13 protein-coding genes are annotated in these 13,324 nt (G+C 71.3%); 4 read left to right on the forward strand and 9 right to left on the reverse strand.

Annotated elements, in window-relative coordinates:
• Positions 1-122: 122 nt before the first annotated feature.
• From ACFRFH_RS15325 to ACFRFH_RS15335, 3 genes are all read right to left on the reverse strand, one after another.
• Positions 123-1,388 carry an ABC transporter substrate-binding protein gene (locus ACFRFH_RS15325; RefSeq protein ID WP_382463863.1) on the reverse strand — a complete coding sequence of 422 codons (1,266 nt, stop codon included), beginning with the start codon at positions 1,386-1,388 and terminating at the stop codon, positions 123-125.
• Positions 1,389-1,502: 114 nt separating this feature from the next.
• Positions 1,503-2,693, reverse strand: coding sequence for a Gfo/Idh/MocA family protein (locus tag ACFRFH_RS15330; protein WP_382463864.1), 1,191 nt, complete (start codon positions 2,691-2,693; stop codon positions 1,503-1,505).
• A complete protein-coding gene (locus ACFRFH_RS15335) occupies positions 2,690-3,904 on the reverse strand; it encodes an ROK family protein (protein WP_382463865.1) in 1,215 nt (404 codons plus the stop codon). The genes ACFRFH_RS15330 and ACFRFH_RS15335 overlap by 4 nt, the downstream gene beginning before the upstream one ends.
• A 237-nt stretch (positions 3,905-4,141) precedes the next feature.
• Here ACFRFH_RS15335 and ACFRFH_RS15340 point away from each other — a divergent pair, with 237 nt between their 5' ends.
• Positions 4,142-5,248, forward strand: coding sequence for an AI-2E family transporter (locus ACFRFH_RS15340; RefSeq protein ID WP_382463866.1), 1,107 nt, complete (start codon positions 4,142-4,144; stop codon positions 5,246-5,248).
• An 11-nt stretch (positions 5,249-5,259) separates the two neighbouring features.
• Positions 5,260-6,021, forward strand: coding sequence for an SDR family oxidoreductase (locus ACFRFH_RS15345; RefSeq protein WP_382463867.1), 762 nt, complete (start codon positions 5,260-5,262; stop codon positions 6,019-6,021).
• On the opposite strand, the gene ACFRFH_RS15350 is transcribed toward ACFRFH_RS15345, so the two are convergent.
• On the reverse strand, positions 6,000-6,950 hold the full coding sequence (locus ACFRFH_RS15350) for an NAD-dependent epimerase/dehydratase family protein (protein ID WP_382463868.1): 951 nt from the start codon (positions 6,948-6,950) through the stop codon (positions 6,000-6,002). The genes ACFRFH_RS15345 and ACFRFH_RS15350 overlap by 22 nt on opposite strands.
• 68 nt (positions 6,951-7,018) lie before the next feature.
• Here ACFRFH_RS15350 and ACFRFH_RS15355 point away from each other — a divergent pair, with 68 nt between their 5' ends.
• Both ACFRFH_RS15355 and ACFRFH_RS15360 read left to right on the forward strand, forming a co-directional pair.
• Positions 7,019-7,366 carry a metalloregulator ArsR/SmtB family transcription factor gene (locus ACFRFH_RS15355; protein ID WP_382463869.1) on the forward strand — a complete coding sequence of 116 codons (348 nt, stop codon included), beginning with the start codon at positions 7,019-7,021 and terminating at the stop codon, positions 7,364-7,366.
• Positions 7,367-7,463: 97 nt separating this feature from the next.
• A complete protein-coding gene (locus ACFRFH_RS15360; protein ID WP_382463870.1) occupies positions 7,464-9,398 on the forward strand; it encodes an FG-GAP repeat domain-containing protein in 1,935 nt (644 codons plus the stop codon).
• 25 nt (positions 9,399-9,423) lie between these two features.
• On the opposite strand, the gene ACFRFH_RS15365 is transcribed toward ACFRFH_RS15360, so the two are convergent.
• The 5 genes from ACFRFH_RS15365 to ACFRFH_RS15385 all read right to left on the reverse strand — a co-directional run bounded on the left by ACFRFH_RS15365 (position 9,424) and on the right by ACFRFH_RS15385 (position 13,216).
• On the reverse strand, positions 9,424-10,647 hold the full coding sequence (locus ACFRFH_RS15365) for an MFS transporter (protein WP_382463871.1): 1,224 nt from the start codon (positions 10,645-10,647) through the stop codon (positions 9,424-9,426).
• 92 nt (positions 10,648-10,739) lie between these two features.
• A complete protein-coding gene (locus ACFRFH_RS15370; protein WP_382463872.1) occupies positions 10,740-11,435 on the reverse strand; it encodes a class I SAM-dependent methyltransferase in 696 nt (231 codons plus the stop codon).
• On the reverse strand, positions 11,432-11,899 hold the full coding sequence (locus ACFRFH_RS15375) for an SRPBCC family protein (protein WP_382463873.1): 468 nt from the start codon (positions 11,897-11,899) through the stop codon (positions 11,432-11,434). The genes ACFRFH_RS15370 and ACFRFH_RS15375 overlap by 4 nt, the downstream gene beginning before the upstream one ends.
• A 70-nt stretch (positions 11,900-11,969) precedes the next feature.
• Positions 11,970-12,389: a Rid family hydrolase gene (locus tag ACFRFH_RS15380; protein ID WP_382463874.1), complete on the reverse strand. Its 420-nt coding sequence runs from the start codon at positions 12,387-12,389 to the stop codon at positions 11,970-11,972.
• A complete protein-coding gene (locus ACFRFH_RS15385) occupies positions 12,386-13,216 on the reverse strand; it encodes an alpha/beta fold hydrolase (RefSeq protein ID WP_382463875.1) in 831 nt (276 codons plus the stop codon). The genes ACFRFH_RS15380 and ACFRFH_RS15385 overlap by 4 nt, the downstream gene beginning before the upstream one ends.
• Between the last annotated feature and the right edge of the window lie 108 nt (positions 13,217-13,324).

The raw sequence follows: 13,324 nt of genomic DNA on the forward strand, positions 1-13,324 counted from the left end.
CCCGCCCGCGCGCGGCGGGCGCCGGGGGCGGCGGGGGGGGCCGGGGGGGGGCGCCGCGCCGGGGGGGGGGGGCGCCGCCGCCGCGGCGCCCGCTCCCTTCGTGATCGTCTGAGTGGACATCGTCACTCTTTGGCGAGGTCCGCGTTCATCTGCGCTGCGAGCTCCTTGGCGACCTCGTCAACGGGCTTCTTGCCGCTGAACGCGTCGGGCAGCAGGTCGCTCTCCGCCTTGTTCCAGGCCGCCGTGTTCTTGGAGATCGGGTACGGGTACGCGTAGTCCGTCGCCGCCTTCTCGAACACGTTCAGGTCCCACGGCGCCGAGTCGACGAACGCCTGCTGGGTGCCGTTGTAGGCCGGGTTCGCCGCGCCCATCTTCGCCTGGGTCTGCGCGGCCTCCTTGCCGCCGAGGTAGTTCTGGAAGGCGATGGCGGCCGACTTGTTCTTGGAGTCCTTGGCGACGACGTTGGCGAGACCGTGGATGACGGTCGCCTGACGCGCTCCGGTCGGCAGCGGCGCGACCGCGATCTGGGCCTTGACCGGCGAGCTCAGCAGCTCGGCGTTCGACCAGGTGCCCGACCAGAACATGGCGGACTTGCCGTTGATGAACCACTGGTCCTGCGGGGTGTCGGAGAGCTGCGCGAGCGTGGGCGAGGAGCCGTCCGCGATCAGGTCGCGCACGAACTGGAGTCCCTTGATCGACTTGGGGTCGTCGTAGCCCGACTTCTTGCCGTCGGCGGAGATGATCGAGCCGCCGGCCTGCAGGATGGTGTTGTAGTACATCTCCTGGCCGCCGCTGAGGCCGCTGGCCTCGCCGTAGATCCCCTCGCCCTTGAGCTTGTCCGAGATCGCCTTGGCCTTCTGGTGGAAGTCGTCCCAGGTCCAGCCCGCGGTGGGGTACGAGACGCCGGCCTTGTCGAAGATCGCCTTGTTGTAATAGACGGCGATCGTGTCGAAGTCCTTCGGGACGCCGTACTGCTTGCCGCTGTACGAGTAGAGCGAGTCCAGCGCCTTCGGATAGTTGGCGGGGTCGATCGCCGAGCCGACCGGCTCCAGCAGGCCGTTGGACGCGTAGAGCTGGAAGTTCGGGCCGTTCATCCAGAACACGTCGGGCAGCGTCTTGGACGAGCCCTGCGTCTGCAGCTTGGTGAAGTAGTTCTGGTACGGGGTGATCTGCGACGTCACCTTGATGTTCGGATAGGTCTTGTTGAAGTCCTTGATCAGGGCCTCCATCGCGGGCTTCTGGTTCACGTCCCAGAACGCGTAGGAGATGCTGGCCGAGAGATTATGATCGGCAGGGGCATCGGAGCCGCTGCCAGTGTTGGACGAGCATCCGGCGAGCACGACTGCGGACGCGACAGCGGCCGCGGCGGCGAGCATGGCTTTTCGCATTGGTTTCTCCTTCGAAATGTGGTGTCGATGCTTCCCGGGTCGGCGAATTGACCTCGCCGGCCCGGTCTTCCTTCGGTGCAGGGTGCTCCGCGATTCGCGGAGCGCGGGACGTCGCTACAGCAGCGCGACGACCCGCCCGTCCGCGGCGGGGACGGCGCGAGGCCGCGATCCGTCGCGAAGCGATTCGGTGGCCGCCACAGCGGTGGCCACCGCGTTGCGCGCTGCTACCGCTGACGTCGTCGTCGCGGTGCCGTCGCGCACGAAGCCCACGAACTCGGCGATGGTGAGCCGATCCGCGTCTCCGTGCCCGCCCTCGTCGCCGAGCACGGGGTACTCGACGTCGCCTGCGGGGTGGTAGGTGGTCCGGCGGTTCCAGACGCGGACGACCGCGCCCTCGGTGTCGCCGAAGTTCTCCAGGCGCCCCTCCGTGCCGATCACGGTGTAGTTGCGCCAGTAGTCCGGGGTGTAGTGGCACTGCTGGTACGAGGCGTAGACCCCGTTGTCGAGCCGCATGGTGATCATGGAGATGTCCTCCACGTCGATCACCGGGTTGAGCTCGCGCTGCGTCAGCGGAGGCCAGGAGTCGAGCGAGAACCAGTCCGGCATCGCCCGGTCGGAGTTGTCCCTGCGGTCCTCGATGCCGCCGTAGACCGTCAGTCCGCCCATCCCGGTGACCAGCTCGGAGTAGCCGCCGGCCAGCCAGTGGATGATGTCGATGTCGTGCGCGCCCTTCTGCAGCAGCAGGCCGTTCGACTTCGCCCGCTCGGCGTGCCAGTCCTTGAAGTAGTAGTCGCCGCCGTTGCCGACGAAGTGCCGGCACCAGACCGCCTTGACCTCGCCGATCTCACCGCGCCGGATGATGTCGCGCATGGTGCGCACCACGCTCATGTGCCGCATGTTGTGGCCGACGTACAGCCGAGTGCCGGTCTCGGCGGCGGCCGCGAGGATGGCGTCGGCGTCGGCGACGTGGATGGCGAGCGGCTTCTCCAGGTAGACGGCGATCCCCGCGCGCAGCAGGTCGATCGCGATCTCCGCGTGCGTGTGATCGGGGGACGTGACGAACGCGGCGTCGACCGCGTCGCCTCCCGCGATCAGCTCGCGGTGGCCGGCGTAGGTCGCGCCGGCGCCGAACGTCTCGGCTGCGCGCTCCCGCGCCGCCGGCGACGGGTCCACGACGGCGACGATCCGGCCGTCGCCGCTCTCGACGGCATGGTGGGCGATCTCCGAGCGCGCGCCGGCGCCGATCACGGCCAGGCGCAGCACCCGCTTCGCGGCGTCCACGCCGATCGTCTCCTGAACGGTCATCTCCGCGCTCCCTCCACGCTCTCCCGCGCGGCCAGGGCCTGCGCCCCTGCCACGTCGATCTCGGGCTCCGGCATCCCGGGAGCCAGATACAGCCGCTCCATCGCCTGACCGGAGGCCAGCGCGAGCGCGCCCAGCACGACCGACTCGGCGCCGAGCTCGGACTGGATGATGGACGGCCGCACGGGCACGCCGATCTCGGCCATCACCGCCGCGCGCAGCGGCCGCAGCAGCTCCTCGCCGGCGCGCGACAGGCCGCCGCCGACGACAACGACGTCCGGGTCGACCGCCATCGTCACGGTCGCGATGCCGGTCGCGACGCCGCGCACGAACGCCTCGATCTCCGCGATCGCGGCCGGGTCGCCCTCGCCCGCGGCGCGGAAGACCTCCTCGCCGGTTCCGGCGGACTCCCAGCGCAGCTGCCCCGACTCGTCCACATGCATCGAGAAGACGCTGCCGCCGATCTCGCCCGCGGCGCCGTGGCGCCCGCGCCGCAGCCTGCCGTCGATGATCAGCCCCATCGAGATGCGGTGGCCGGCGAAGAAGTAGGCGACGTCGTCGACGAGCCGGGCGGCGCCCATCCGGTGCTCGGCCAGGGCGGCGAGCCTCATGTCGTTCTCGATCGTGACCGGGCAGCCGAACTCCTCGCTCAGCTTGCCGGCGATGTCGACGCCCTCCCAGTCCGGGAAGTTGTGCGACACGGTGAGCCGCCCGTCGGAGCCGACCATGCCGGAGACGGCGACGGCCATGCCCGAAAGGCGGGACAGCCGGCCGATGTCGATGCCGGCCAGCTCGAAGCAGGCGAGCACGGCCTCCTTGACGCTCTCCAGCCGGCTCGCACCGACGAACGTCCCGTCGATGTCGCGCTGGTGCCAGGCGACGATCCGGCCCGTCAGGTCGGCGACGACGACGCGGATGCGGTGGATGCCGACGTCGACCCCGACCAGGAGGCCCGCGTCGGCGACGAACTCGAAGATGCGGGCGGGCCGGCCGGCTCCGCGGCCGCCGTGGGTGTGCTCGTCGATCATGCCGACGAGGCCGCGCTCGCGCAGCAGCGGGAGGGTGGCCTCCACCGTGGGGCGCGAGAGGCCGATGCGCTCGGCGAGCTGGGCGACGGTCGCGCGGCCCCCGTCGCGCAGTGCGACGGCGACGCGGGCGCCGCTCGCGTTCGCCAGTCGCGCGTCGTTCGTCGCGCCGTTGTCGCCGGGGACCATCGCGGGACCTCTCCGTCCGTTACAAAGAAAATGACTTTTGTAATTGCTTTCGGACAGTAGAGCATGCCGCTCAGGAGAACGTCAAGAGCGATTTCCCTACAAACAAATCGATTTGCGTATTCCCGGCCGTCCCACCCCGCTCCTGTCGCCGGCGCGCGCCGCTCTTGTCCTCCCCGACCGCGCCCCAATACGCTCGGCGGAAGGCGTGAGATCCGCCGACGACGAGAGGCGGGAGCCATGCGTTTCATCCAGTCGCCGGAGCGGCGCACGCGACCGCACATTCCCGACACCGGCAGCGCGCCGCTCCTGACGCGCAGCCCGCTGCTGTTCGGCTTCGTCGTCACGCTCGGCGCGCTGGGCGCCGTCGCCGCCGGCTACATGCTCTACGGCCTGCGCTCGATCATCTTCTCGGTCTTCCTGGCGGCCTTCGCGACGGTCGGCCTGGACCCGCTGATCCGCTGGTTCCAGCGGCACGGGATGAAGCGGGCCTGGGCGATCGTCACGGTCATCCTGCTCATCGTCGGCGTGCTCGTCGCGATCATCTGGGTGGTCGTGCCCCTCGTGGTGCAGCAGATCACGAACCTGGCGACGGCCATCCCCGCCGAGGTCGCCAAGCTGCGGGCCGAGGGCTGGTTCGACAGCACCAACGCCGCCAGCAACGGCGTCCTCGGCCAGGCGCTCACCTGGATCTCCGACCAGGTGAAGAACCCGCAGACCTGGGCGAACATCGGCAACGGCCTGGTCGGCTTCGGCCTCTCGGTGCTCAACGGCTTCACCACCGGCTTCTTCATCGCCATCCTGACGATCTACTTCATCGCCTCCTACGACTCCACCAAGGCCTCGCTCTACCACCTGGTGCGCCGCTCGCACCGCGCTCAGTTCGAGGGCTACTCCGAGCGCATCCTGCAGAACTTCGGCAAGTACCTGAGCGGGATGGTGATCCTGGCGTTCTTCAACGCGACCTACAGCCTCATCCTGCTGCTGGTCACCGGCGTGCCCGGAGCGTTCCTGATCGCGATCGCGGCGTTCTTCATCACGCTCATCCCGTTGATCGGGACGGTGCTCACCACCATCCTGATGACGATCCTGGCGCTGATCCACTCGCCGGTGAGCGCCATCGTCGTGCTGATCTTCATGCTGGTCTACATGCAGGTGGAGGCATACATCCTCACCCCGAGGGTGATGGGCAAGGCCGTGCAGATCCCCGGCTCGGTCGTGCTCATCTCCGCGCTCGCGGGCTCGACCCTGTTCGGCCTCCCCGGCGCACTCGTCGCCATCCCGATCTCCGCCGGCATCATCCTCATCATCAAGGAGGTCGTGATGCCGCGGAAGGACCGGGCGTAGAGTCCATCGACGTGACTACCACGATCGCCCTCATCACGGGCGCGAACAAGGGAATCGGTTTCGAGACCGCCCGGCGGCTCGGCGAGCTCGGGATGACCGTGCTGGTCGGCGCGCGGGACGAGCAACGCGGACGCGACGCGGAGGCCGCGCTGCGGGACGGCGGCGCCGACGCCCGTTTCCTCCCGCTGGATGTGACCGACGACGCCTCGATCGCGCGCGCCGCCGACTGGATCGACCAGGAGTTCGGCCGTCTCGACGTGCTGGTGAACAACGCGGGCACGGCCACGGTCTCGCGGCAGCGCGCCGTCGCCAGCGCGACCGCCCTGGCGGACATGCGCGCGGTCTACGACATCAACGTCTTCGGCCTGGTCGCCGTCACCAACGCGATGCTGCCGCTGCTGCGCCACTCCGCGGCCGGACGCATCGTCAACGTGTCGAGCGAGGTCGGCTCGATCGGGTCGCAGTCCGACCCGGCCAGCCCGCTGTACGACATGCCCGCGTCCGCGCAGTACCCGTCGTCCAAGGCGGCGGTCAACATGCTCACCGCCATGTATGCGAAGGAGCTGAGGGGCACCCCGATCAAGGTGAACGCCGCCAATCCCGGCTTCACGGACACCGACTTCAACGACCATCGCGGCATCCGCTCGGTCGAGGACGGCGCGGAGCCGAGCGTCCACCTGGCGACGCTGCCCGACGACGGGCCGTCCGGCGTGCTCTGGGGGCACCTGTGGCTGCGGGAGGGCGAAGGCGGCTACGGCGTGCTGCCCTGGTAACCGGGCCGGCCGGCACCGGCACGGCCGCGGCCGCGTCCGCGCCACCACCGCACCACCCGCAGGTCGTCCGGCCCGAAGCCGCCCTGCGGCAGCGCCGCCCTGATCCGCTCATCGTCGAACGACCGCCACGGCCGCGGGCCCTCCGGCAGCTCCGGCGCGTACGGCGCCGGCTCGTCCACGCCCTCGGCCAGCATCCGCGCCTGGGCCTTCGCGACCAGCGGGACCACCATCGTCCACTCGGTGAGGCGGGCGAGCACGCGGATGGTCCAGACCGGCGCCGGGACGTAGACGGGCCGGCGCCCGGCGACGCGCGCGATGCGGCGGACCGCCTCCCCCAGCGTGAACTCGTCCGCGCCCATGACCGCGACGGTCGGGTCGGGGACGCGGCCCTCCAGGGCGGCGAGCAGCACGTCGACGGCGTCGTCCACCGGCACCGGCCGGACGTTCCGCTCGCGGAAGCCGACCGTCGCGAAGATCGGCAGGGTGCGCACCGCGCGCGTGACGTGGTCGATCATGTGGTCGCCCGGGCCGTAGATCATCCCGAACTTGAGGACCGTGTGCTCGATGCCGGAGGCGCGCACGAGCTGCTCGGCGGCGAACTTCGTCTCGTGGTAGGGCGAGCCGCAGTCCGGCCGGGCGCGCAGGAAGCTGACCATGACGATCCGCTTCACGCCCGCCCGCTGCGCGGCCTCCACGACGGCGCGGGTCCCGTCGACGTGGACGCGCTGGAACGTCTGGCCGCCGATCTCCCGGTTGATCCCCGCACAGTGCGCGACCGCGTCGCAGCCGGCGAAGGCGCGGGTCAGGGCGTCCACGTCGTCGATTGCGACGCCGGTGCGGCGGGAGACGACCACGGTGTCGGCGGGGTCCAGCCGCTCGGCGAGGTGACGTCCGACGAACCCGGTACCCCCGGTGATGGCGATGTGCACGATCCCTGCTCCTTCGCTTGTTAGCAATGAAGCTAAACTGTATCTAGCAATGGTGCTATATTGCAACCATGACAGACAGCGCGACCGAGGTGTTCGCGGCGCTCGCGCATCCCACCCGGCGCCAGATCCTCCAGGACCTCAAAGACGGCGAGCTCGCCGCCGGGGAGATCGCCGCCCGGTTCAACGCGACCGGCCCGACCATCTCCCGGCACCTGAGCGTCCTCCGCCAGGCCGGCCTCGTCACCGAGCGTCGGGACGCCAACCGCATCCTCTACTCCCTGGTGACCGACCGGCTCGCACTGTCGGTCGGAGACTTCCTGTCGACCGTGTGCCCGGAGCAGATCGTGCTGCGCGAGGTGCGCAAGCGCGGGAACGGCCGGGGCGCCGGCAGCGCGGCCACTCACCCCGCGGGGTGACGCTGCGGGTGGTCCTGGGAGAACGCTCCCGCAGCGTGTAGCCTTCCGATCGGGAAGCCCGACTCGCCGGGCCGATCGCAGGGGATCGGGTATCGCTATGTCATTCGTTAGCAGGAACACCGCTGTCGCCGCCGCGATCGCCGTCGTCGGAGCGCTCACGCTCGCAGCCGCTCCGCACAGCACCCCACCCGCCGCCGCGGCGTCCGGGCCCACAACGACACCGTCGACGCAGACCACGGACTTCTTCTATTACACCGGCACCCAAGGGTCGTACGCCGTTCCGGCCGGCATCAGCGACCTCACGGTCGAGCTCGGCGGCGGGGCGACGGCGCCGGTGGGCAATCCGAGCACTTCGCACAGCGGCCACTTCGTGATCGACCTCGGCACCGCGTACGCCGGCCAGACCCTCAGCTACCTGGTCGGCGGCAACGGGCTCGGCAGCGCTGCGGCGCCGACCGGAACGCAGAACGCGGGAGGCGGCGGCACGTACCTCGCGGCCGGGAACACCCTGATCGCGGTGGCCGGCGGCGGTGGCGGGGCCGGAAGCGACACGGGCGCGGTCTCGGCGACCACCATCGGCGGGTCGGGAGGCTACCTCGCCGCCTCCGGAGCACCGGTCGCCGGGACGAGCGGCACGGCGGGCGCCAATCCACAGGCCGTCGGCGGCGGCGCTTCAGGCGGCACGGCCGGCACCCCTGGCGTCAGCAGCACCGGCGCACCGGGGAGTGCCGGGTCGGCGGGGTCCGGACCGGCGTCGGTCGTGAACGGCGTCATCCAGCCGGCGCTCGGCGGCTACGGCGCGGCGGGCGCGGGCGGCGGCGGAGGCGGCTACACCGGTGGTGGCGGCGGCAGCGTCTACACCGCGGGAGGGACGACCTCGAACGGCGCGGGCGGCGGCGGCTCCGGCTACCTCGCACCGGGAGTGACGGTGACCAGCGGCGACACCAACACCCGGCTCGGGGCCATCGTCTTCCGGTTCACCATCCCGTTCAGCCTGACTGCGTCGCCCGACAGTGTGACCTCCGGCGGGTCGGTCACCGCCACCATCGCCGGGCTCGAGCGCCGGAACGCGTTCACCATCCGGCTCGACTCCAGCACCGGCCCCGTCCTCGTCTTCGACTGGACGGACGCCATCGGCGGCGCGACGATCGCGGTGCCGATCCCGGCGGACACGTCCCCCGGCGACCACGTCCTCTACCTGGCCGAGAATGGCACCGAGACCGGCGGCGGCACCACCGGTGTCAGCAATTCGTTCTCGGTGTCGCAGCCGGTGTGGCGGTTGCACGACTTCAACGGGGACGGCAACCCGGACGTGATGGCCCGCAACAGCGCCGGCGCCCTCCTGATGTACACCGGCGACGGCACCGGCGGCTGGGCGCCCCCGATCGCCACCCAGGTCGGCTCCGGCTGGAACGGCATGACCGCCATGATCGCCCCCGGCGACTTCACCGGCGACGGCCACCCCGACATCCTCGCCCGCGACACCACCGGAACCCTCTGGCTCTACCCCGGCGACGGCAACGGCGGCTGGGGCCCCCGCACCGCCATCGGCACCGGCTGGAACATCATGACCAGCATCATCGCCGCCGGCGACTTCAACGGCGACGGCCACCCCGACGTCCTCGCCGTCACCACCGACGGAACCCTGCGCCTCTACCCCGGCAACGGACACGGCGGCTGGGGCACCCCCAGCAACATCGGCACCGGCTGGAACGTCATGACCGCCATCCTCTCCCCCGGCGACTTCGACGGCGACGGCAACCCCGACCTCCTCGCCCGCAACAACGCAGGCCAACTCCTCGCCTACTACCACACCCCCACCGGCTGGACCGGCGAAGCCATCGTCGGCACCGGCTGGAACACCATGACCAGCATCCTCTCCGTCGGCGACTTCGACGGCGACGGCATCACCGACATCATCGCCCGCGACACCACCGGCAACCTCTGGAACTACCCCACCGACGGGCAGAACGGCTGGGGCACCCCCTACCAGATCGGCCAAGGCTGGAACATCATGAACTGGATCGGCTGACGCCAGACGGTACTGTCTGCGCGCGCTACCCCCGCACCCGCTCCCCCACGTTCCGGTTCAGAACCACCAGCCCGCCGGCCGCCACCAGCGCCAGCCCCGCGGGGATGACGAACACCAGCGGCAGCCCGAGCGCGCCCGCCCCGAGGCCGCCCGCGAGCCCGCCCACCGCCGAGCTGAGCGCCGGAGCGCTGAGGTAGATCGCCGACGCCGTGGCGATCGCGGTGGGGAGCAGCCGTTGGGCCACGATGATCCCGAGCCCCGCGAACACGCCCCAGACGCCGCCCATCAGGATCTGGCCGGCGAACAGACCGAGCGCCGTCCCTGTCGTCGCGAAGAGGATGTTCGCGCCCACCCCGAACAGCGCGCCGACCACCATGAGGGGTAGCATCCCCGCCCGCCGTGCGACCACGACCGCGACCGGCATCAGCACGAGCTCGACCAGCGGCTGGATGCCGATGATCGCGCCGCTGAGGGCGGCAGGGAGGTGCAGCTGCTCGTTCATGTAGATCGGCAGGTACGCGTACTTGATCGGCTCACCCGCGTACACCAGAATGAACAGTCCCGTGAACGCCAGGAGCGCGGCCATCGCCCGCACCGGCACGTGCACGACCGGTCGCGCGACGTCCGGGTCGACCGCCGCCGCGTCGACGCGCTCGCGCAGCGTCCCGAGCGGCACGATCTGGGCGAGCGTGCACACCGCGGTCGCGACCAGCATCGCGCGCAGCCCCGCCTGCGCCGCGAGGAACGCGCCGGCCACCGGTCCGACGACCCAGCCGAGCGTCAGCGCCATCCGGACGATCGACACCACGCCGTCGGCCGCCGGTGTCGGCGACGCCGCGAGCTCGTCGTGGATGGCCGCGAAGAGCTGGGAGGTCGCCGCGCCCGCGAAGCCGAGCACGACGGCACTGATCACGAACGGCATCCACAGCGCGCCGGAGAACGCGATCGCGAGCCAGCCGGCGGACCCGGCGACCGCGCAGAGCCGGAACAGCCCGAGCCGGCGCCCGGTGCGGTCGGAGCGCCGCCCGATCAGGTAGCCCGCGATCGGGGCGGTGAGGTTGGTGAGGTAGTAGAGGCCGGCCACGGTGAGCGAGGCGCCGAGGTCCCTGACCAGGAACTGGGCGATCTGCGGCGCCGCGGCGGAGAAGCCGAGGCCGGACAGGAACAGCGCGACCGTCGCGCCGCGGTAGAGCGGGGAGGCCAGCACGACCCGCACGGCGGACGGGGTACGGGTGAGTTGGTCGGTCATCGGAGCGGGGTCTCCCTCGGGCGGGCCGGAAAAACCCACTATTGTACGGTTTGTGCGATGGTAGGCGCTGGAAGCCGCCTCCGCAAGAGCCCTCACCGAGTGGCCGGCTCCCCCGTATCTGAACCCTTACCCGTCCCCGTCGCGAGGAACGCCGTCCCGAAGCACAGCTCCTCCCACGCCGCGTCCGCCAGCCCGTCGCGCATCGCGGCCCGGATGACCTCCCACGGCCGCCGCCCGATCCACTCGTCCAGCGAGGCCGACTTCCCCACCGCCGCGACCCCGAGCCTCGTCAGCCACGCCGGCGTGCGGTCGGGTGCCTTCAGGTCGAGCACCGCCCAGCGACCGCCCGCGACGAGCGACGCCGCTCCGTGCGCGACGACCGCGCCGCAGTCCGGGACTTGCGTCAGCGCGTACGTGGACAGGATGGCGTCCACCCCGCGCGGGAAGGCGAACTCCGCTGCATCCGCCTGCACCAGCTCCACGTTCCGCCAGCCGTGCGCCGCGACCCGCGACCGGGCGCGGTCGAGCATCGCGTCCGTCAGGTCGACCCCGATGAGCCGTCCGCCCGGGCCGATCGCGTCCTGAAGCAGCGGGAAGTTCAGTCCGGTGCCGCAGGCGACCTCCACCACGGTCGCGCCGGCGCGCAGGCCGAGCGACCGCACCGTGCGGAGCCGCTGCGACCGCTGCGGGTAGCCGGGAACCGGGGACAGCCGCGAGGTGAGGTCGTAGTGCGCGGCCTTCCGCCGGTACACCTCGATCAGGCGCTCGGCGCCGTCCAGCCGCGTCACGCCGACCCCGCGCCCGCCTGGACGTCGGCCTCTACGGCGGCCTTGATCGCGGCCATCTCGATGTCGCTCGTGCGCTGAATCCTGCGCCGGAGGATGCCGGGCGGGATGAGCCGCATGACGTTCTCGAGGTCGACCTCCACCCACATGATGGCGTCGGTGCTGTCCTCGCCCGCCGGCAGGATCTCCATCCCCCAGCGCGCGGGCGAGGACCCGATGGTGCCCGCGAACGCCATCGTGTGCGGCGCGTCGACGTCGGTGACCCGCTCGCTGCGGCGGTGCTCCCGCCGGAAGTCCCGCGCCCGCTGGTCGATCCACCCGCCGGCGACGAGCGGGCCGCCGCCCCGGACGTTGCACTCGAGCACGGTGGGCGCCCACTCCGCCCAGCGGGCGACGTCGCACAGGTAGTCCCACACGTCGCGGACACTGCCGGCGACGATGATGCGGCTCTCGGTGCGAATTGTCATGAGTCTGGCGCGTGGGGTCGTCACGGCGTGCGTCCTCCTGTGAGGTACACGGGGTGCGCGGGCGGATGGTTCACCGCTGCGCCGTCCTCACCGCTGTGCACGCCACCTCGATCACCGACCCCTCGTCCCACAGTTCGGCGACCCCGACCGCCGTCCAGGCCGGGAACGGTCGCGGGAGGAAATCAGCGGCGATCGCCAGCAGCGCGTCCGCCTGATCGCGGAGCCCGACATGGAAGGACCGGAGCTCGACGACGTCCGCCCAGCCGAACCCGGCCTCCCGGAGCGTCGCGTCGACGTTCAGGAACGTGCGCCGGATCTGGTGCGCGGGGTCCGGGGAGAACCGCAGGTCCTCGTCCTCGCCGGTGTGACCGGTGACGTGGAGGGTCTCGCCGTCGCGGACGGCGGCGGGCACCCCGGACGCCTCGAAGAACGGCCTCCAGATCGCGGGCACGATCCCCTCGCGGTGCGGGCCGATGGCGTACGTCGTCATGGTGGGCTTCCTTTCTCCTGGCGCGTGTCGGCAGGGTGCCCTGACGCGTTCGCCGCGATGAACGCGGCCGCATCCGCCGCGACCCGCTCCGGCCGCTCCCACAGCACCAGGTGTCCCGTCTCCTGGTAGATCGCCAACCGGCTGCCGTCGATCGCCGCCGCCAGCTCCTGCGCCTGCGACGGCGGCAGGATGTCGTCGTCCGCGCCCCACAGGATCAGGGTCGGCACCGCGATGGTCCCGCTCCGCAGCGGCGGCGCCGCGGTGACGAGCCCTTCGATGCCCGCGATCCAGACCGTCCGCGGGATGCTCAGCGCCGATGTCTCCTGGTCCTCGAGGAAGCTCTCCGGCACCGGCGTGCGCACCGGGATCACGCCGCCCACCGCCCGGATGTCGTCCCGGGTGACCGGGTCCTGAAACGACGCCAGCGCACGCGCGAGCGCTTCCGGCACCGGCCCCTGCAGGTCGCTCGGCGCCCCGACGAGCACGAGTCCCGACACGCGTTCGGGATGCGCGACCGCGACCTGCTGCGCGATGTAGCCGCCGCTGGAGGTCCCGAGCAGCCAGCAGGAGTCGATGGCCAGCGCGTCCAGGAGGGCGACCACATCCTCGCCGGCGTCCCTCAGCGAGTACCCGGCGGCCGGCTTCCCGCTCTCGCCGACGCCGCGCTGATCGGGCACGACGAGCCGCAGGGAACCCGGAAGCAACGGCGTCAGCCCGTCGAACGAGCGATGCGTTTCACCCCACGCGTGGAGGAGCACGACGGTTTCGCCGTGGCCGGCGTCCTGAACGGCCAGCTCGACACCCGTGGAGAGCGGGACGCGCCGCATGCGGGCATTATGGCGCGCGGGGAGGCGGTGTGTTCAGACCTCGTCGTCCAGCCCACAGGCGAACAGGTCCGTGGGCGTTGCATCTCTTACGCTAACGCTTGCTCCTCT

Source organism: Leifsonia sp. NPDC056824 (assembly GCF_042789575.1).
Taxonomy (GTDB): domain Bacteria; phylum Actinomycetota; class Actinomycetes; order Actinomycetales; family Microbacteriaceae; genus Leifsonia.

Coding starts and splice junctions, on each gene's coding strand:
- ACFRFH_RS15385 (WP_382463875.1), bottom strand. CDS start 13,216: ATGCGGCGCGTCCCGCTCTCCACGGGTGTCGAGCTGGCCGTTCAGGAC.
- ACFRFH_RS15365 (WP_382463871.1), bottom strand. CDS start 10,647: ATGACCGACCAACTCACCCGTACCCCGTCCGCCGTGCGGGTCGTGCTG.
- ACFRFH_RS15375 (WP_382463873.1), bottom strand. CDS start 11,899: ATGACAATTCGCACCGAGAGCCGCATCATCGTCGCCGGCAGTGTCCGC.
- ACFRFH_RS15335 (WP_382463865.1), bottom strand. CDS start 3,904: ATGGTCCCCGGCGACAACGGCGCGACGAACGACGCGCGACTGGCGAAC.
- ACFRFH_RS15330 (WP_382463864.1), bottom strand. CDS start 2,693: ATGACCGTTCAGGAGACGATCGGCGTGGACGCCGCGAAGCGGGTGCTG.
- ACFRFH_RS15380 (WP_382463874.1), bottom strand. CDS start 12,389: ATGACGACGTACGCCATCGGCCCGCACCGCGAGGGGATCGTGCCCGCG.
- ACFRFH_RS15340 (WP_382463866.1), top strand. CDS start 4,142: ATGCGTTTCATCCAGTCGCCGGAGCGGCGCACGCGACCGCACATTCCC.
- ACFRFH_RS15360 (WP_382463870.1), top strand. CDS start 7,464: ATGTCATTCGTTAGCAGGAACACCGCTGTCGCCGCCGCGATCGCCGTC.
- ACFRFH_RS15355 (WP_382463869.1), top strand. CDS start 7,019: ATGACAGACAGCGCGACCGAGGTGTTCGCGGCGCTCGCGCATCCCACC.
- ACFRFH_RS15325 (WP_382463863.1), bottom strand. CDS start 1,388: ATGCGAAAAGCCATGCTCGCCGCCGCGGCCGCTGTCGCGTCCGCAGTC.